The sequence below is a fragment of the Halopseudomonas yangmingensis genome (assembly GCF_900114825.1).
GTDB lineage: Bacteria > Pseudomonadota > Gammaproteobacteria > Pseudomonadales > Pseudomonadaceae > Halopseudomonas > Halopseudomonas yangmingensis.
The window spans coordinates 81,484-99,068 of sequence record NZ_FOUI01000001.1; the positions used below are offsets into that span (position 1 = coordinate 81,484).

Here is a 17,585-nt window from a genome sequence, read left to right on the forward strand (position 1 = left end):
GCTTACAGGGACGTACTTGCAGCGTGTCCAGAACCCGCCATTGGCAATCAAGCATGCACAGGCAAGCTAAAACCATTGATCTGGGTTCGCCCGTGCGAGCGCACTACCCGGTTGCCAGTTCTGGACACGCCGTGAACCCCCTGCGGGCCGGCCTTCCAATCACAGATTGTCAGGCGTTCGACTGCGCGCGAAGCAATGCTTCGCAAGCGCTTGTCTCACCCCTGGGGGCTCGCCGCTAGCCATCCCTGGCTATCGACGGTCCAGAACCGGCAACCGGGTAGCGCGTCCTGAAATTTTTTACGCAGTTTATGGCCCATTCTTAAAAACAGTTGGGTTTGGAGGTTGAAACACAGTGCACAGCATCAAGACGGATATGCGGGTCAGCTGGGATGGACCTGCCAGCCGTGAGCAGGCGTTGCAGTTGGCCGAGCGGCTTGGGCTGGCGCTGCTGGATGAGGCTGAAGCGGCGGCTGGTCTGCTGCTGGAGTGCACTGGGCAAGGCTTGCAACTGCGTGACTGCAGCCCGGGGGCGCCGGGGGCGGTCAGGGTCGACTTTGTCGAGGGCGCGCTGGCGCATCGGCGTGTGCATGGCGGCGGCGCCGGGCAGATGGTGGCGCGCGCGGTTGGCGTGCGCGGGGCGCTGCGTCCGCGGGTGCTGGATGCCACCGCCGGACTCGGGCGGGATGCCTTTGTGCTGGCCGCACTGGGTTGCGAGGTGCTGATGATCGAGCGTCAGCCGGTGATTGCCGCGCTGCTGGCGGATGGCTTGCAGCGGGCGCTGGTGGCGGGTGGTGAGGTGGCGCAGATTGCCGCGCGCATGCAGTTGATCGAAGGGGATGCGATCAGCCTGATGGCCGACTGGCAGGGGCCGGTGCCGCAGGTGATTCATCTGGATCCGATGTTTCCGCACCGCGACAAGTCGGCGCTGGTGAAAAAGGAAATGCGCCTGTTCCGGCCGTTGGCCGGCGATGACCCGGATGCGCCACAACTGCTGGCGGCGGCGCTGGCGCTGGCCAGTCACCGGGTGGTGGTGAAACGTCCGCGCAAGGCGCCGGCGATTGAAGGGCCGCCAGCCAGTGCAAGGCTGGACGGGCAGTCGAGTCGCTATGATATCTATGGCAAGCGCAAGCTGGAGGCCTGATCAGCCCTGAAAGCTGGGGCGGATGCTGACCTCCGCCTCGAATTGCATCGGCTGACCATTGCGCAGAATATCCAGGGTGATGCGCTGACCGGGTTTGGCCCGGGCTACCTGGTTCATCGCCTGACGACCATTGCCGGCCGGCTGGCCGTCAATGCGCAGGATCACATCGCCGGGCAGCAGACCGGCCAGTCGTGCCGGACCATCGCGGTACAGCCCGGACACCACAATGCCCTCGGCACGCTCCAGCCCGAAGGACTCGGCCAGCTCCCGAGTCAGCGGTTGCACCTCGACCCCGAGCCAGCCACGAATGACCCGGCCATGCTCGATGATCGCCTGCATCACTTCCACCGCCAGCCGTGCCGGAATCGCGAAACCGATGCCCTGTGAGCCGCCGGACTGGGAAAAGATCGCAGTATTGATGCCGATCAGTCGGCCACGCGCATCGATCAGCGCGCCGCCGGAGTTGCCCTGGTTGATCGCTGCGTCGGTCTGGATGAAGTCCTCGTAGGTATTCAACCCCAGCTGGTTACGGCCGGTCGCGCTGATAATGCCGAGGGTCACGGTCTGACCGAGGCCGAAGGGGTTGCCGATAGCCATCACCACATCACCGGTGCGCTGGGCATTCTCCGGGCCAATGGTCACGCTGGGCAGGTTCGGCAAGTCGATTTTCAGTACCGCCAGATCGGTTTCCGGGTCGGTACCGATCAGTTGTGCCAGTGCTTCGCGACCATCCTTCAGCGCCACCAGAATATGCTCGGCACCGGCCACTACATGATTGTTGGTCAGCAGGTAACCGTCAGCACTGAGGATGACCGCCGAGCCCAGGCTGGACTGCCGCCTCGCCGGCATGCCGGGTTGCTCGGCATAGTCGCGCAGTGTCGGGCTGGTATTGCTGCTGGTGTAGATATTGGCGACTGCGGGGGCCGCCCGTTGAACGGCCTGGCTGAAGGAGCTGGTCAGCGGGCTGTCATTGGACAGAGCCAGCTCCGGTGTCTGGTCAAGCCCAACCCAGTCCGGACGCTGCTGGATGATCAACAGCGCCAGCAACAGGCCGCAGGCAACGGGCCAGCCCAGTGTGCGCAGTAGTGAAATCAGTAAGTGCATGGCAGTGGCAATGCCTGAAGGTCGGCTTTTTTCGTGTGCCTGATTATAGGCCAGATGGGCAGTAGAAGGCAGTTTTGCTGCCGTCGTGCGCAATTGCATACGCTGCTCGTTAGTGCTTCTGGCAAATGACCATTACATGATTCCCAGTCACGCAACTCGTTGCTAGACTGCACCGGTACAGTTCGGCAGCACTCGTGTGGGTGGTCTGCGGGGCCTGTGTCCAATCAACAGCGAGCAGTCAACATGAAAAGAATTCAAAAAAGCCTTCTGACCGGTGTCATTGCTGCAGTTGCCCTTGGCGGTTCCTCCCTGGCTTCGGCCAGCGATACCATCCGTATTGCCCTGGCCGGCCCGGTTACCGGTCCGGTTGCCCAGTACGGTGACATGCAGTTCATCGGCGCGCAGATGGCCATCGAGCAGATCAATGCTGCCGGTGGCGTGAATGGCGCGAAACTGGAAGGCGTGGTGTTCGACGATGCCTGTGATCCGAAGCAGGCGGTGGCGGTGGCCAACCGTATCGTCAACCAGGGTATCAACTACGTGGTTGGCCATCTGTGCTCCAGCTCCACCCAGCCGGCTTCCGATATCTATGAGGAAGAAGGCATTCTGATGATTACTGCCGCCTCCACCAGCCCGGACATTACCGCGCGCGGCTATGAACTGGTATTCCGCACCATCGGTCTGGACAGCCTGCAGGGGCCGACTGCCGGCAAGTACATTGCCGAGCAGGTCAAACCGTCGAAGGTAGCAGTGATCCATGACAAACAGCAGTACGGCGAGGGTATCGCCACCGCCGTGCGTGATGTACTGCGCGAGGCCGGTATCGAGGTGCCGGTATTCGAGGGTGTGACTGCCGGTGACAAGGACTTTTCGGCGTTGATTGCCAAGCTGCGCCAGGCCGGTGTGGATTTTGTCTACTACGGTGGTTACCACCCGGAACTCGGTCTGATCCTGCGGCAGTCCGCCGAGCAGGGGCTGCGGGTCGGTTTCATGGGCCCGGAAGGGGTTGGCAACAGCGATATCTCGGCGATTGCCGGTCAGGCCTCCGAAGGCCTGCTGGTGACCCTGCCCAAGGCGTTTGACGAGGATCCGGCCAACGCCCACCTGGTAGAGGCGTTCAAGGCGAAGAATCAGGACCCGTCCGGCCCCTTCGTATTCCCCGCCTACGCCGCTGTGCAGGTGATTGCCGATGGCATCAAGCTGGCTGACAGCACCGACACCGCCAAGGTCGCGGCTGCACTGCGCAGCAACAGCTTTGCCACGCCCACCGGTACCCTGGAGTTCGACGACAAGGGCGACCTGAAGAACTTCAACTTCGTTGTCTACAAGTGGCACGCCGACGCCACCAAGACCGCACTGACCGAGTAAAGCTGACCAGCAGACTGCCTGCCATCCACGGATGACGGGCGGTCTGCGGCTGTGTGCCGGTTTCTCCGCCGTTTCCGCTCTCCAGGTGCAGCAGCATGCCAGAGTCCCTCTACTACCTGTTTCAGCAACTGCTCAACGGACTGACCGTCGGCAGTACCTATGCGCTGATCGCCATCGGCTACACCATGGTCTACGGCATCATCGGCATGATCAACTTCGCCCATGGCGAGGTCTACATGATCGGCAGCTACATTGCCTTTATGGTGCTGGCGGCACTGGCGCTGATGGGCATAGAGTTCCTCCCGCTGATGATCCTTGGTGCTTTTATCGTCAGTATGCTGGTAACCAGCGCCTATGGTTACAGTATCGAACGGGTGGCCTACCGTCCGTTGCGGGGCAGCAACCGGCTGATACCGCTGATTTCGGCCATCGGCATGTCGATCTTTTTGCAGAATTTTGTACGTCTGGCCCAGGGCTCGCGGGATATCGCCATGCCCAGTCTGATCACCGGCGGCATTGATATCGGCCCGGCCGAGGGCTTTCACGCGACGCTGTCGTATATGCAAATGATCATTTTCGCCGTCACCCTGATCACCATGACCCTGCTGACCCTGTTCATTTCCCGCTCGCGTATGGGGCGTGCCTGTCGCGCCTGTGCCGAGGATCTGAAAATGACCAACCTGCTCGGCATCAATACCAACATGGTGATTGCCGTGACCTTTGTCATCGGCGCCGCCCTGGCGGCGGTGGCTGGTGTGCTGCTGGGCATGCATTACGGCGTGGTGAATCCCTATATAGGCTTTATGGCCGGTCTCAAGGCCTTTACCGCAGCGGTGCTGGGCGGTATCGGCAGCATTCCCGGGGCGGTGCTTGGCGGTCTGTTGCTGGGTGTGGCTGAAGCACTGACTGCCGGCTATCTGAGTACCGAGTACAAGGATGTGGTGGCCTTCAGTCTGCTGATTCTTGTGCTGCTGTTCCGCCCCACAGGCATCCTCGGTCGGCCGGAGGTGGAAAAGGTATGATCGCCAACAATCTCAAGCCGGCATTGCTGTCCGCGGCGGTGGTGCTGGTGCTCACCGGGCTGCTGCTGGGCGTGCGCCTGACCCCGGCCGGCACCGGTCTGACGGTGACCGGTGCCGAGCCGGATGTGCTGTGGAAGATCGCTGCGGCGGTGCTGTTTATCTTCCTCTTTAATCTGTTTCGCGGCCCGCTCGGGCGCCTGCGTGCGGCCATTCCGGGATTGCCGGCGATGCCGGCACGGCTGTCCTCGCTGACTGAGCAGCGCGCCGTGCAGCGGCTGTTCTGGTGTTTTCTGATTGCTGCGGCGCTGGTGTTTCCGTTCTTCAGTAACCGCGGCAATATCGATCTGGCGACCCTGGTGCTGATCTACGTGATGCTCGGGCTGGGCCTGAATATCGTGGTTGGCCTGGCCGGCTTGCTGGATCTGGGGTACGTCGGTTTTTATGCGGTGGGTGCCTACAGCTATGCGCTGCTGGCCATGTATTTTGGCATGGGCTTCTGGGCCGGCCTGCTGGTGGCCGGTTTGCTCGGTGCGTTTTTCGGTTTCGTGCTGGGTTTTCCGGTGTTGCGCCTGCGCGGCGACTATCTGGCCATCGTGACCCTGGGCTTTGGCGAGATCATCCGCATTCTGCTGAACAACATGACCTGGCTGACCAATGGCCCGAACGGCATTGGCGGCATTCCCAAGCCGACCCTGTTCGGCCTGGAGTTCAATCGGCGCGCCAGCGAGGGTATGCAGACCTTCCACGAGTTCTTCGGCATCGACTTCAATGCCAACCACCGGGTGATCTTTCTGTATTTGCTGGCCCTGCTGTTGGTACTGGTCACTCTGTTTGTGATCAACCGCTTGCTGCGCATGCCGATCGGCCGGGCCTGGGAGGCGCTGCGCGAGGACGAGATTGCCTGCCGCTCGCTGGGCATTAATCCGACCTCGGTGAAACTCAGCGCCTTTACCATCGGCTCGACCTTCGCCGGTTTTGCCGGCTGCTTCTTTGCCGCGCGCCAGGGCTTTATCAGCCCGGAATCTTTCACCTTTATCGAGTCGGCGATCATTCTGGCGATCGTGGTGCTGGGCGGCATGGGCTCGCAGCTCGGGGTGATTCTGGCGGCTATTGCCATGACCGTGTTGCCGGAGCTGGCGCGTGAGTTCAATGAATACCGCATGCTGCTGTTTGGCCTGATGATGGTGCTGATGATGATCTGGCGACCCCAGGGGCTGCTGCCGATGAAGCGCCCGCATATGGAGCTGCGTACCTCATGAGTCAGCCAATGCTGGAAGTATCCGATCTGAGTATGCGTTTTGGCGGCCTGCTGGCGGTCAACGGTGTTGGCCTGCAGGTCAATCAGGGGCAGATCGTCTCGATGATCGGCCCCAATGGTGCTGGCAAGACCACGGTGTTCAACTGCCTGACCGGTTTCTACAAGCCGAGCGCTGGGCGGATTGTCTTTCGCGGGGAGGAAATCCAGGGATTGCCGGGCTTCAAGGTGGCGCGCAAGGGCATGGTACGCACCTTCCAGCATGTGCGCCTGTTCAAGGAAATGACCCTGCTGGAAAATCTGCTGGTAGCCCAGCACCGTCACCTGAATACCAGCCTGCTGGCCGGCCTGTTCAAGACTCCGGGTTACCGGCGCAGTGAGCAGCAGGCACTGGAGCGCGCTGCCTACTGGCTGGAGCGGGTGGATCTGCTGGCGCTGGCCAACCGGCCGGCCAGCAGCCTGGCCTATGGTCAGCAGCGGCGGCTGGAAATTGCCCGCTGCATGGTCACCCAGCCGAGCCTGCTGATGCTCGACGAACCTGCCGCTGGCCTGAATCCGCGGGAAACCGACGACCTCAAGGCGCTGATCAGCGAGTTGCGCGATGTGCACGGCATCACCGTACTGCTGATCGAACATGACATGAAGCTGGTGATGAGCATTTCCGACCATATCGTGGTGATCAACCAGGGCTGTCCGCTGGCCGAGGGCACGCCGGACCAGGTGCGCAACAATCCTGACGTGATCAAGGCCTATCTGGGCGAAACCTGAGGAGCCGGGCATGCTGCAACTGCAAGGGGTATCGACCCATTACGGCAAGATCCAGGCCCTGCACGAGGTCAGTCTGGAAGTGGGACAGGGTGAGATTGTCACCCTGATTGGCGCCAATGGCGCCGGCAAGACCAGTCTGCTGATGACCCTGTGTGGCGATCCGCGCGCCAGCGCCGGCAGCATCCGCTTCGAGAATGAGGAACTGACCGGTCTGCCGACCAGCGAAATCATGCGCAAGGGCATTGCTGTGGTGCCCGAGGGGCGCCGGGTATTCGCGCGGCTGACGGTTGAAGAAAATCTGGCAATGGGCGCTTTTTTTACCGAGCGTGCGGCGATTGCCGGTCAGCTTGAACATGTACTGGCCCTCTTTCCGCGCCTGCGCGAACGTTTCCAGCAGCGTGCCGGCACCATGTCCGGCGGCGAGCAGCAGATGCTGGCGATTGGCCGGGCGCTGATGAGCAGGCCGCGCCTGTTGCTGCTCGACGAGCCGTCACTGGGGCTGGCACCTATCATCATCCAGCAGATCTTCGAGATCATCGAACAGCTGCGCGAGGAAGGGGTGACGGTGTTTCTGGTCGAGCAGAATGCCAACCAGGCACTCAAACTGGCAGATCGCGGCTATGTTATGGAACACGGGCATATCGTCATGCAGGACAGCGGCGCGGCGCTGTTGGCCAATCCGCAGGTGCGCAGCGCCTATCTGGGCGGGTGATGGCCGATGGCTGGCGGTTGGCAAAGCCGCGCAAGCGGCGCAGAATAGGCCGCGCAGTGCCTGTTGCGGCTGCATTGCACCCAATTTTCAAGACCATGGAATGCCGACTCTTACTGCCATGAAAATCAAAACAACACTGACACTCTGCATCTTAGCCCTGGGCCTGGCGGCCTGTTCATCCAAACAAGCGCCGCAAACTGCCGCCGTCGAGCTGCCGGTGACGCCGCCCTGGGCTGACCAGCGCATGGAGCGTTTTGCCGAGCTGGCGGCACGTGAAGGTTTCGAGCTGGAGCGTGAGGGCGAGCAGATTCGCCTGATCATTCCGGTGGATGGCAACTTCCACCCCAAGCGTACCCTGCTGTTGCCCTCCGGACTGGTGCCGCTGAGCAAGGTGGCGCAGACCCTGCGCGATGACCATGACACCCAGCTGGCGGTGGTTGGCCACAGCGACAGCGTCGGTGATGACGCGCTGAACAAGCAGCTGAGCATGGAACGCGCCCAGGCCGTGGCCAGTGTGCTGATGCTTGGTGGTGTCAGTGGCAAGCGTTTGCAGCTGGGCAGCATGGGCGAGAATCAGCCGCGTGCCGACAACAGTACCGATACCGGACGTTCGCTGAATCGCCGTGTGGAAATCGTGCTGATGCCCTATCCGACCCGTTTGGCACTGGCTGACTGATGCCCGCCAGTGTTGACCGCGAGGATCGCCGCGCGGCGATCCTCGGTGCCACCGCGCGTATCGAATGGAACAGCCTGGCCCCGCATTTTGCCCGTGGCGAGCTACTTGTAGTCGATCCGCTGCTGGACCTGGTCGATGTCGCCGAGGCGCTGACCCTGGATGACAGCGCCGCCGTCAGCGGCTGGCTGCAGGCTGGCCAGCTGGCAGCGGCCAGTGACAGCCAGGCGGCAGACTGGCACCAGCGCGACCCGGATTGCCTGTGGGCGGTGGTGATCCGCCCCTGGGTGCTGGTGCAGGAACGCGTCCAGCGTCACTGACCTCAGGCCGCGCTGGCGCGGCCCATCACCTTCTTCTCCAGTTCCAGCACCAGCAGCACGCCCACCCCGGCCAGTACCGGTATCACCAGCAGCAGCGCCGGCAGCGATGCGGTGTCGAACAGCGCCTGCATGGCTGCTGTGTAGGTCATCAGCCACTGCAGCAGGCAGACCAGCCCCACCACTATCCACACCGCCGGCGTACCCAGGGTGCCACGCAGGGTCAGCGAGGCGCTGTCCAGGTAGCGCACGGCAAACAGATAGAACACTTCCATGGCCACCAGGGTATTGACCGCCAGCGAGCGGGCTTCCGCTTCGCTGTAGCCGGCCCCCAGCGCCCACTGGAAACTGGCAAAGATACCGCCGAGGAACAGCAGTGACACCAGCAGGATGCGCCACACCAGAAAGCTGTCGAGCATTGGCTGTTTCAGCGGCCGTGGCGGCTTGCGCATGGCGCCTGCCTCGGTCGGCTCGAAGGCCAGCCCCATCGCCAGCACCACCGAACTGACCAGGTTGATCCAGAGAATCTGCAAGGCAGTGATCGGCAGTGTCAGGCCGATCAGCAGGGCGACCACCAGGCTGGCAGCCTCGCCGCCATTGATCGGTAACAGGAAGCTCACGGCCTTTTTCAGGTTGGTGTAGACGGTGCGCCCCTCGCGCACGGCGGCGGCCAGGCTGGCGAAGTTGTCGTCCAGCAGCACCACATCCGAGGCCTCGCGGGCGGCCGCCGAACCCTTGCGACCCATGGCGATGCCGACATCGGCGCGTTTCAGTGCCGGGGCGTCGTTGACGCCGTCGCCGGTCATCGCCACCACCCCGTGTTCGGCCTGCAGCGCCTGCACCAGCCGCAGCTTGTGTTCGGGGCTGGTGCGGGCAAATACGTCGACGCGAGTCGCCAGCTCGCGCAGGGCCTGATCGTCGAGTTGGTCGATATCGGCACCGGTGGCCACCTCGGTACTGTTGTGCAGGCCGAGCATGGCGGCGATGGCGCGGGCGGTCAGGCCATGGTCGCCGGTGATCATCTTGACCCGGATCCCGGCCTGATGACATTCGGCAATCGCCTCGCGGGCCTCCTGGCGTGGCGGATCCAGCAGCCCGACAATGCCGATCAGTTGCAGCTCGCCATCCACGGCATCGACATGCAGCTCGCGGCAGTCCGCGGCCAGCGGTTTGCGTGCCAGCGCCAGTACCCGCAGGCCCTGGCTGGCCAGTTGTTCGATCTGTTGCTGCCACCAGTCCTGGTCCAGCGGTTGCGCAGTGGCCTCGGCATCCAGCGCGCTGCTGCAGAGTGCCAGTACCCGTTCCGGGGCACCCTTGAGCAGCAGCATGGCATGCCCGTGGTGGTCATGGTTGAGGGTGGCCATCCAGCGCAGGTCGGCATCGAAGGGGATCTCATCGCTGCGCGGCCAGGCGGCCTTGAGGGTGGCGGGGTCGGCGTCGGCCTTGCTCGCCAGGGCCAGCAGGGCACCCTCCATCGGATCGCCAATCACCCGTAGCTGGCCATCCTGCTGGCGCAGCTCGGCGTCGTTGCACAGCAGGCTGGCCAAGGCCAGTTGTTCCAGCAGGGCCGCTGGCGGGGTTTCGCCGTTGTCGCCGATGCGACCGGACGAGTGATAGCCTTCGCCGCTGACCGGCCAGGCGCGGTCGCCGATGACCAGTTGGGTCACCACCATTTCGTTGCGGGTCAGGGTGCCGGTCTTGTCGGAACAGATCACCGAGACTGCGCCCAGGGTTTCGATCACCGGCATGCGTCGAACCACCGCGTGGCGGCTGGCCATGCGCCGCACGCCGATCGCCAGGGTGATGGTCAGGATCGCCGGCAGGCCTTCGGGGATGGCCGATACTGTGAGTGCCACTACCGCCATGAACAGTTCCACCGGTGGCCGTTCGCTGAACAGCCAGCCACTCAGGAAGACCAGGGCGCCGGCCAGCACTATCACCAGCGACAGGTACTTGGCAAAGCGGTTCATCTGTTCCAGCAGCGGCGTCTGCAGTACGGTGACGCTGTCCAGCAGGCCGGAGATGCGGCCGATTTCGCTGGATTCACCGGTGGCTACCACTATGCCTCGGGCGGTACCGGCATTCACCAGGGTGCCGGAGTAGGCCATGCACAGGCGGTCGGCCAGCGCTGTTTGCGTATCGAGGGCGTCGGAGCGTTTGTCGACCGGGACTGATTCGCCGGTCAGCAGGGCTTCGTCGACCTTGAGCCCGTGCACCTGTTCCAGGCGGATGTCGGCGGCGACCCGGTCGCCGGCTTCCAGCAGCAGGATGTCGCCGGGTACCAGGTCGGCGGCGTCGATGCGCTGGCGTTCGCCGTTGCGCAGTACCAGCGCCTGGGGTGCCAGCATGTGGCGGATGGCCGCCAGTGCCTGTTCGGCGCGGCCTTCCTGAATAAACCCGACAATCCCCTGCAGAAGTACCACGGCGAGGATCACCGAGGTGTCCAGCCAGTGGCCGAGCAGGGCGGTGACGCTGGCCGCCACCAGCAGGACATAGATGAGTACATGGTTGAACTGGCTGAGCAGGCGCAGCCACAGCGGGCGCGGCTTGACGCCGGGCAGTTGGTTGGCACCCCAGCGCTGCCGGCGGTGGACGACTTCAGTGTCCTCCAGGCCCTGGTCGGGTACCTCCAGCTGCTGGCGCACCTGTTCGCTGCTCAGGCTGTGCCAGGTGTTGCCATGGGCCTCGGTGTTGTCCTGCATACGCTGCTCCTGCCTGAAAGTCTATCCTCTACCAGCCTGCCGGCAGACGTCTTGGCCCGCCTTGGCTTGGATCAAGTAATAGCCAAACAGCTGTGCGCCGGCAAGGCAAGCGCTATCGGTTGCAGGGTGTTGCGCCGCCCGAGACTGGTCGGGCGGGTGGCTTCAGTCGGGTTGGTCCAGCGGGGTGCGTGCGACCTGGCGGATCGATAGGCGGATTTCTGCGCTGAGTACCCGTTTCGCGGTGTTCTCGGCGATGTCTTCGAGTTCCGGCAGGTAGTGCAGCTTGCCGTCGGCATCCGTGCCGATCACCTGCAGCTCGCCGAGGCGCTGGATGAATTGGCGGAACATCGCCTTGTCGAAAAATTCCGGGGCGTTCAGCCCGTGCAGGATCGACAGGCGCTGGGCCATCACGCTGCACAGCTGCTCCAGTTCACCGGCATCCAGGCTGCAGGGCGGGTGGCTGAGCAGCAGCGCGGCAACCATGTAGAAGCGTTCCAGGGTCGGCAGCATGTTGCGCGCCAGCAGGCTCAGCTGCACGAACTCGGCAGAGCTGGGGTCGGGGCGGCTGATCTGGCTGTCTTCCTGTTCATGCAGCAGGCCCTCGGCGATCAGGCCGTCCAGCCATTGCTCGATTACCCCCGGCAACTGTTCGTCATCCCAGTGCAGGAACAGCTCGGCCTGCAGGTAGGGGTAGATGGCGCTGACCAGCCGGGTGATCTGGCCACGGCTGAGGCGGGCGTTGTTCAGGAACAGGCTGGTGATCAGGGCTGGCAGGGCGATCAGGTGCAGGGCGTTGTTGCGGTAGTAGGTCATCAGCACTGCCTGCGGTTCATCCAGATAGAGGATCTCGCCAAGCGCATCGCTTTGCCGGCCGATCAGCTGCATGGCCTCGACGTGCGCCAGCAGCTCGGCACCATCGGCCTGCGGCAGGGTCATGCTGCTGCTGTAGGGGACCCGGCGCAGCAGCGCGGCAATGCGTTGCATGGCGGCGATCAGCGTCGGCTGGTCGAGCGCCAGCTTGCGCGTGGAGAGCATCACCAGCGCCACCAGATTCACCGGATTGACGTTGGCACTGGCATTGATCGAACGTGCCAGGCGCAGCGCCAGACGGTTGGTGGTCTGGTTCAGCCAGTCCGGACGGAACTCCTCGCCATGTTCGGCGCTGCGCCAGCCGGGCTGCTCGCTGTCGAGGAACTCGGACAGCGCCAGCGGCTCGCCAAAGTTCACCGCCACCTCGCCAAACGGCAGCTTCAGGGCCGACAGCACGCGGAACAGGTCGAAGAAGGATTCCTTCTTCTTGGCCTGGCCGCGCAACTCACCGAGGTAGGTGCGTCCTTCCAGTACCCGTTCGTAACCGATGTATACCGGCACAAACACGATAGGCCGGCGCGAGGAGCGCAGGTAGCTGCGCAGGGTGATCGCCAGCATGCCGGTTTTCGGATTCAGCGTGCGTCCGGTGCGCGAGCGGCCGCCCTCGATAAAGTACTCGACCGGGAAACCGCGGCTGAACAGGGCGTGCAGGTACTCGTTGAATACCGCGGTATACAGCTGGTTGCCGCGGAAACTGCGGCGCATGAAAAAGGCCCCGCCACGGCGCAGGATGCTGCCGACCACCGGCATGTCGAGGTTGATGCCGGCGGCGATGTGCGGCGGTGTCAGGTTGTTGCGAAACAACACGAAGGACAGCAACAGGTAGTCGATATGGCTGCGGTGGCAGGGCACATAGATGATTTCGTTGCCGCGGGCGATTTTTTGCAGGCGGTCGATATGGTTGACCTGTACGCCGTCGTACAGCTTGTTCCAGAACCAGGCCAGCACCACCTCGAGAAAGCGGATGATCGAGTAGGTGAAGTCCGAGGCGATCTCGTTGAAGTAACGGGCGGCCTGGCGTTCTGCTTTGGCGATCGGGATGTCTTTCTCGGTCGCCTCCTGTTCGATGGCGCGGCGCACCAGCGGCGCCTTGAGCAGGCTGCGCAGCAGGGTCGGGCGGTGCGACAGGTCGGGGCCGACCACTGCGGCGCGCTGCTGGCGGAAATGCACACGCAGCAGGCGCTTGATGCGCCGGGCGTGGCGCTCGTGGCCGAGCTGCTGGTCACACACCTCGCGTACCGACATCGGCCCGCTGAACTGGATGCGGATCTTGCGCCCATGCACCAGGATTGCCAGGAACTTGCGCAGCCAGCCGCCCAGCGCCCAGTTGTAGGCGAACAGCAGCTTGAACGGCGAGGATTCGGCATCCGGCGACAGCCCCCAGAACACGCTGACCTTGACCAGCTGCACATCCTCGACCCGCTGCTGCTCGACCGCACTGACCAGACGGGCAAAGGCTGGCGACTCGTTGCGCGGATCGGGTCGGCCGAACCAGACCTGCTCGCGGCTGAGGAAAATATGCGACTCGCGCTCCTCCGCTAGCGCCGCCGGTGCCTTCAGCGGGCGCGGCAGGCCGGCGCGCTGGCATTCGCGGTCGAGCACCAGCAAATCGCTGTAGGAGCGGTAGGGCATTACATAGATCACCGGCAGTCGCTGGTTCAGACGCAGGTTGAAGGCCGAGTTGCCGATCACCTCGGCGCGCGCCCAGATGAACAGCAGGCGGCGCAGCAGGGCAAACCACAGGCGACCGAGCAGGGAGAAACGGCTGGAAGACATCGACAATTCCCGAACTGAATGGACGGATACAGGCATTGGCCGCCCGCAATTTGCGCAGTTTAACGCCCGGTTACAAGTTGCCGGTAGGGGGCATCTGCAGCGGGGGCCTTGAATGCCCGTCAGCGCATCCCTATAGTCACCACCTTGAGCGCTGACCCTTGCTGCCGTACCAGTCAGGATGAGGTTGCCGGATCAGCAGCGCCCTGTGCCTTGGCTGATCCTGTCAATCGATTCCAGTGGTGAACCTCCCGCCATCTTTTCTGTCTGTGTGACTGCACGCCAGCAAGGGCCGTGTGCTGATGGCTGGCGGGTGTTCCGCAGCCAGACAATACGGGGAACGAACTGGGCCATGATAAGCATAAACAGCCTGACCAAACGTTTCGGCCAGCATGTTGCGGTCGACAACCTGTCTTTTGAGGTCAAGCCGGGCGAAGTGCTCGGCTTCCTCGGCCCCAACGGGGCCGGCAAGTCCACCACCATGAAGATGCTCACCGGCTTTTTGACGCCGGACGGCGGTAGCGCCAGCATCTGTGGTTACGACATCCGCACGCAGATCCTGCAGGCGCAGCAGCAGATGGGCTATCTGCCGGAAGGCGCGCCCTGCTACGGCGACATGCGGGTTCGCGGTTTTCTTGATTTTATCGCCCGGGTGCGTGGTTTCTCTGGCGCCGAAAAGCAGCGCCGGATTGACCAGGCGGTCGAGCGGGTGGAGCTGAGGGGCGTGCTGCAGCAGAGCATCGACACCCTGTCCAAGGGCTTCAAGCGCCGGGTCGGACTGGCCCAGGCGATTCTGCATGACCCGCAGGTGCTGATCCTTGACGAACCCACCGATGGCCTGGACCCGAACCAGAAACATCAGGTGCGCGCGCTGATCCAGCAACTGGCGGCTGACAGCAACAAGATGGTGGTGATTTCCACGCACATTCTCGAGGAAGTCAGTGCGGTCTGCTCGCGGGCGGTGATTATCGGCCGTGGCCGGCTGCTGGCCGACGGCACCCCGCAGGATCTGGAGGCCCGCTCGCGCTATCACCAGGCGGTTACTGTGGCCCTCGAACAGCCGGTGGATGCCGCCGCGCTGAATGGCCTGCCCGGCGTGCTGGCGGTGGAAAGCCAGCTGGATGGGCGGCAGCTGACGGTGCTGGCACAGCCCGGCGCAGTGATCTTCCCGGCGGTTGGCGAGCTGGCCCAGAGCCGTGGCTGGCCGGTACGCGAGCTGTCGGTCGAGCGTGGCCGGCTGGATGACGTATTCCGCAGTCTGACTTCCGGGGAGGCCGCATGAGCAATCTGGGTGTGATTTTCCGCCGCGAGCTGGGCAGCTATTTCGCCACGCCGCTGGCCTTTGTGTTTATCGTGATCTTTCTGGTGCTGTCGGCGGTGTTCACCTTCTATCTGGGTGGCTTCTACGAAAACGGCCAGGCCGACCTGAATGCCTTCTTCAACTTCCATCCCTGGCTGTACCTGTTTCTGGTGCCGGCGGTGGCCATGCGCCTGTGGGCCGAGGAACGCAAGTCGGGGACCATCGAACTGCTGATGACCCTGCCGATCACGCGCAGCAACATGGTGCTCGGCAAGTTCCTCGCGGCCTGGGTGTTTGTCGGCATTGCCCTGCTGCTGACCTTCCCGATCGTGATCACCGTGAATTATCTGGGCAACCCGGACAACGGGGCGATCTTCACCGGCTATCTGGGCAGCTGGCTGCTGGCCGGCGGCTACCTGGCGATCGGCTCGTGCATGTCGGCGCTGACCCGCAACCAGGTGATTGCCTTCATTCTCAGCGTGGTGGCCTGTTTCGTGTTTATCGTCAGCGGTTTCCCGCTGCTGCTCGACCTGTTCAGTGGCTGGGCGCCGCAGTGGCTGCTGGATGCGATTGCCTCGCTGAGTTTCCTGATTCGCTTCGATGCCATCAGCAAGGGCGTGCTGGACCTGCGTGACCTGCTGTATTTCTTCTCGCTGATGGCGGTCTGGCTGCTGGCCACCGCAATCGTCATCGACCTGAAAAAGGCCGACTGAGGCATAGGAGCGCGACCATGAAACGATTGATGTATTCCGGTACCGGCCTGCTGGTACTGCTGCTGGCCTTCATTGCCTTCAACATGGCATCCAGCGTGCTGCTGCCCGGTGCCCGTCTGGATCTGACCGAACAGAAGCTCTACACCATCTCGCCGGGTACCCGGCAGATCCTAGAGGGACTGGAAGAGCCGATCACCCTGAACTTCTTCTTCTCCGACCGTGCCAGCAAGGACATGGTGGTGCTGCGCAACCATGCGCGGCGGGTTGAGGAAATGCTGCGCGAGTACCAGCGGGTAGCCGGTGGCAAGCTGCAGCTGCAGATCATTGACCCGCAGCCGTTCTCCGAGGCAGAGGACCGTGCCGCCGAATACGGCCTGCAGGCGATACCGCTGACCCAGACCGGCGATAAGCTGTATTTCGGCCTGGCCGGCACCAACAGCCTGGCCCAGCGCGAGGTGATTCCGTTCTTCGCGCTGGAACAGGAAGGCCTGCTGGAGTATGAGCTGAGTCGTCTGGTCAACAGCCTGGCGCAGCCGGACAAGCCGCGTATCGGCCTGATCAGCGGCCTGCCGCTGGGCGGCGGGATGAACCCGATGACCGGCCAGCAGACAGCGCCCTGGGTGGTGCTGGAGCAGGTCCGTCAGCTGTTCGAGATCGACAACCTGGATCACGACATCGACCGCATCCCGGAACAGGTCAAGGTGCTGCTGCTGGTACACCCCAAGGGCCTCAGCGAGGCGGCGCTGTTTGCCATCGACCAGTTTGTGCTGGGTGGCGGCAAGCTGCTGGCCTTTGTCGATCCCTTTGCCGAGATGGATTTCAGTCAGGAAGCCATGATGGACGCCATGGCCGATGGCAAGGCCTCCGATCTGGGTCCGCTGCTGGCCGCCTGGGGGGTCGATTACGATCCGGAAAAGGTGGTGCTGGATGCCCGTCTGGGCATGTCAGTGGGTCGTGGTCAGGGCCAGTTGCCGGCCCGTCACATCGGCTGGCTGGAACTGTTGCCGGCGCACCTGGACCGCGAGGACACGGTGACCGCGCCGCTGTCGCTGCTGACGGTCGCCAGTGCCGGCGCGCTGCAGCCGCGGGAGGGCAGCCAGACGCGCTTCCTGCCGCTGCTGAGCAGTACCGTCGACAGCATGCTGGTGCCCAGCAGCCGACTGGCGGCACTGCGTGATCCCGAGCAACTGCTGAACGGCTTCAAGGCCGATGCGCAGCAGTACCACTTCGCCGCGCGCCTGCAGGGGCCGGCGGCTACCGCCTACCCCGAGGGTCTGGAGGGTCGCGAACCGGGTCTGCGCCAGAGTGACAACATCAATGTGCTGCTGGTTGCCGATACCGATCTGCTGAGTGACCGCATGTGGGTGCAGGTGCAGGACTTCTTCGGTCAGCGTATCTCCCAGCCCTGGGCCGACAACGGCGGGCTGCTGGTGAATGCGCTGGACAACCTGTCCGGCTCCGAGGCGCTGATCAGCGTCCGTTCACGCGGCGATTTCAGCCGGCCTTTCGTGGTGGTGCAGGAACTGCAGCGCCAGGCCGAACAGCGTTTCCGCGCCAGCGAGCAGCGTCTGCAGCAGCAGCTGGCGGAGACCGAACAGCGTCTGGCTGAACTGCAGCAGGGCCAGGACCCCGGTCAGCTGACCGAGCTGTCGCCGCAGCAGGAGCAGGCGATCCAGCGCTTTATCGACGAACGTCTGGACATTCGCAAGCAGTTGCGTGAAGTGCGCTTCCGCCTGAATGCCGATATTGAGCAACTGGGTACCCGGCTGAAAATCATCAATATCGCTCTGGTGCCGTTGCTGCTGACCCTGGGCGTGCTCGGCTGGTGGCTGATCGGCCGTTTGCGCCGGCGTGGTTGAGAGGAGAA

General features: G+C 63.4%; 14 protein-coding genes. 11 read left to right on the forward strand and 3 right to left on the reverse strand.

All coding sequences use genetic code 11. The annotated features are described in order from the left end of the window. Nucleotides 1–373 precede the first annotated feature (373 nt). Nucleotides 374–1,141 carry a class I SAM-dependent methyltransferase gene (locus tag BMZ23_RS00425; protein ID WP_093471212.1) on the forward strand — a complete coding sequence of 256 codons (768 nt, stop codon included), beginning with the start codon at nucleotides 374–376 and terminating at the stop codon, nucleotides 1,139–1,141. On the opposite strand, the gene BMZ23_RS00430 is transcribed toward BMZ23_RS00425, so the two are convergent. Next, on the reverse strand, nucleotides 1,142–2,245 hold the full coding sequence (locus BMZ23_RS00430; protein WP_425431646.1) for a S1C family serine protease: 1,104 nt from the start codon (nucleotides 2,243–2,245) through the stop codon (nucleotides 1,142–1,144). A 243-nt stretch (nucleotides 2,246–2,488) separates the two neighbouring features. On the opposite strand from BMZ23_RS00430, the gene BMZ23_RS00435 reads away from it, so the two are divergent. From BMZ23_RS00435 to BMZ23_RS00465, 7 genes are all read left to right on the forward strand, one after another. Then, nucleotides 2,489–3,613: a branched-chain amino acid ABC transporter substrate-binding protein gene (locus BMZ23_RS00435; RefSeq protein WP_093471213.1), complete on the forward strand. Its 1,125-nt coding sequence runs from the start codon at nucleotides 2,489–2,491 to the stop codon at nucleotides 3,611–3,613. Nucleotides 3,614–3,708: 95 nt separating this feature from the next. Then, the gene (livH, locus tag BMZ23_RS00440; RefSeq protein WP_093471216.1) at nucleotides 3,709–4,635 is read left to right on the forward strand and encodes a high-affinity branched-chain amino acid ABC transporter permease LivH; all 927 of its coding nucleotides are present in this window, start codon (nucleotides 3,709–3,711) and stop codon (nucleotides 4,633–4,635) included. Beyond that, nucleotides 4,632–5,894, forward strand: coding sequence for a high-affinity branched-chain amino acid ABC transporter permease LivM (locus BMZ23_RS00445; RefSeq protein WP_177197179.1), 1,263 nt, complete (start codon nucleotides 4,632–4,634; stop codon nucleotides 5,892–5,894). The genes livH and BMZ23_RS00445 overlap by 4 nt, the downstream gene beginning before the upstream one ends. After that, nucleotides 5,891–6,658 carry a high-affinity branched-chain amino acid ABC transporter ATP-binding protein LivG gene (gene livG, locus BMZ23_RS00450; RefSeq protein WP_093471218.1) on the forward strand — a complete coding sequence of 256 codons (768 nt, stop codon included), beginning with the start codon at nucleotides 5,891–5,893 and terminating at the stop codon, nucleotides 6,656–6,658. The genes BMZ23_RS00445 and livG overlap by 4 nt, the downstream gene beginning before the upstream one ends. A 10-nt stretch (nucleotides 6,659–6,668) precedes the next feature. Next, nucleotides 6,669–7,370 (forward strand): ABC transporter ATP-binding protein, encoded by a 702-nt coding sequence (locus BMZ23_RS00455; protein WP_093471221.1) that lies wholly within the window; start codon nucleotides 6,669–6,671, stop codon nucleotides 7,368–7,370. 118 nt (nucleotides 7,371–7,488) lie between these two features. Then, nucleotides 7,489–8,046, forward strand: a complete 558-nt coding sequence (locus tag BMZ23_RS00460) for an OmpA family protein (protein ID WP_177197180.1) — start codon at nucleotides 7,489–7,491, stop codon at nucleotides 8,044–8,046. Next, complete coding sequence (locus BMZ23_RS00465; RefSeq protein ID WP_093471228.1) at nucleotides 8,046–8,363, forward strand: DUF2288 family protein; 318 nt, start codon at nucleotides 8,046–8,048, stop codon at nucleotides 8,361–8,363. The genes BMZ23_RS00460 and BMZ23_RS00465 overlap by 1 nt, the downstream gene beginning before the upstream one ends. A gap of 2 nt (nucleotides 8,364–8,365) precedes the next feature. Here BMZ23_RS00465 and BMZ23_RS00470 read toward each other — a convergent pair whose 3' ends face one another. Together BMZ23_RS00470 and plsB are read right to left on the reverse strand one after the other, a co-directional pair. Continuing rightward, on the reverse strand, nucleotides 8,366–11,062 hold the full coding sequence (locus BMZ23_RS00470; protein ID WP_093471231.1) for a cation-translocating P-type ATPase: 2,697 nt from the start codon (nucleotides 11,060–11,062) through the stop codon (nucleotides 8,366–8,368). A 162-nt stretch (nucleotides 11,063–11,224) separates the two neighbouring features. Beyond that, the gene (plsB, locus tag BMZ23_RS00475) at nucleotides 11,225–13,708 is read right to left on the reverse strand and encodes a glycerol-3-phosphate 1-O-acyltransferase PlsB (protein ID WP_093471234.1); all 2,484 of its coding nucleotides are present in this window, start codon (nucleotides 13,706–13,708) and stop codon (nucleotides 11,225–11,227) included. A gap of 349 nt (nucleotides 13,709–14,057) precedes the next feature. Between plsB and BMZ23_RS00480 the strand changes: the two genes are divergently transcribed. The 3 genes from BMZ23_RS00480 to BMZ23_RS00490 are packed head-to-tail and all read left to right on the forward strand — an operon-like array spanning nucleotide 14,058 to nucleotide 17,577. After that, entirely contained in the window at nucleotides 14,058–14,987 is a 930-nt protein-coding gene (locus tag BMZ23_RS00480; protein WP_093471237.1) for an ABC transporter ATP-binding protein, read from the forward strand. Then, a complete protein-coding gene (locus BMZ23_RS00485) occupies nucleotides 14,984–15,718 on the forward strand; it encodes an ABC transporter permease (protein ID WP_093471240.1) in 735 nt (244 codons plus the stop codon). The genes BMZ23_RS00480 and BMZ23_RS00485 overlap by 4 nt, the downstream gene beginning before the upstream one ends. Before the next feature lie 17 nt (nucleotides 15,719–15,735). Further along, nucleotides 15,736–17,577 (forward strand): GldG family protein, encoded by a 1,842-nt coding sequence (locus tag BMZ23_RS00490; protein ID WP_093471243.1) that lies wholly within the window; start codon nucleotides 15,736–15,738, stop codon nucleotides 17,575–17,577. Nucleotides 17,578–17,585: the final 8 nt, after the last annotated feature.

Coding starts and splice junctions, on each gene's coding strand:
- BMZ23_RS00425 (WP_093471212.1), top strand. CDS start 374: ATGCGGGTCAGCTGGGATGGACCTGCCAGCCGTGAGCAGGCGTTGCAG.
- livG (WP_093471218.1), top strand. CDS start 5,891: ATGAGTCAGCCAATGCTGGAAGTATCCGATCTGAGTATGCGTTTTGGC.
- BMZ23_RS00460 (WP_177197180.1), top strand. CDS start 7,489: ATGAAAATCAAAACAACACTGACACTCTGCATCTTAGCCCTGGGCCTG.
- BMZ23_RS00490 (WP_093471243.1), top strand. CDS start 15,736: ATGAAACGATTGATGTATTCCGGTACCGGCCTGCTGGTACTGCTGCTG.
- BMZ23_RS00445 (WP_177197179.1), top strand. CDS start 4,632: ATGATCGCCAACAATCTCAAGCCGGCATTGCTGTCCGCGGCGGTGGTG.
- BMZ23_RS00485 (WP_093471240.1), top strand. CDS start 14,984: ATGAGCAATCTGGGTGTGATTTTCCGCCGCGAGCTGGGCAGCTATTTC.
- livH (WP_093471216.1), top strand. CDS start 3,709: ATGCCAGAGTCCCTCTACTACCTGTTTCAGCAACTGCTCAACGGACTG.
- BMZ23_RS00435 (WP_093471213.1), top strand. CDS start 2,489: ATGAAAAGAATTCAAAAAAGCCTTCTGACCGGTGTCATTGCTGCAGTT.
- plsB (WP_093471234.1), bottom strand. CDS start 13,708: ATGTCTTCCAGCCGTTTCTCCCTGCTCGGTCGCCTGTGGTTTGCCCTG.
- BMZ23_RS00465 (WP_093471228.1), top strand. CDS start 8,046: ATGCCCGCCAGTGTTGACCGCGAGGATCGCCGCGCGGCGATCCTCGGT.
- BMZ23_RS00480 (WP_093471237.1), top strand. CDS start 14,058: ATGATAAGCATAAACAGCCTGACCAAACGTTTCGGCCAGCATGTTGCG.
- BMZ23_RS00430 (WP_425431646.1), bottom strand. CDS start 2,245: ATGCACTTACTGATTTCACTACTGCGCACACTGGGCTGGCCCGTTGCC.
- BMZ23_RS00470 (WP_093471231.1), bottom strand. CDS start 11,062: ATGCAGGACAACACCGAGGCCCATGGCAACACCTGGCACAGCCTGAGC.
- BMZ23_RS00455 (WP_093471221.1), top strand. CDS start 6,669: ATGCTGCAACTGCAAGGGGTATCGACCCATTACGGCAAGATCCAGGCC.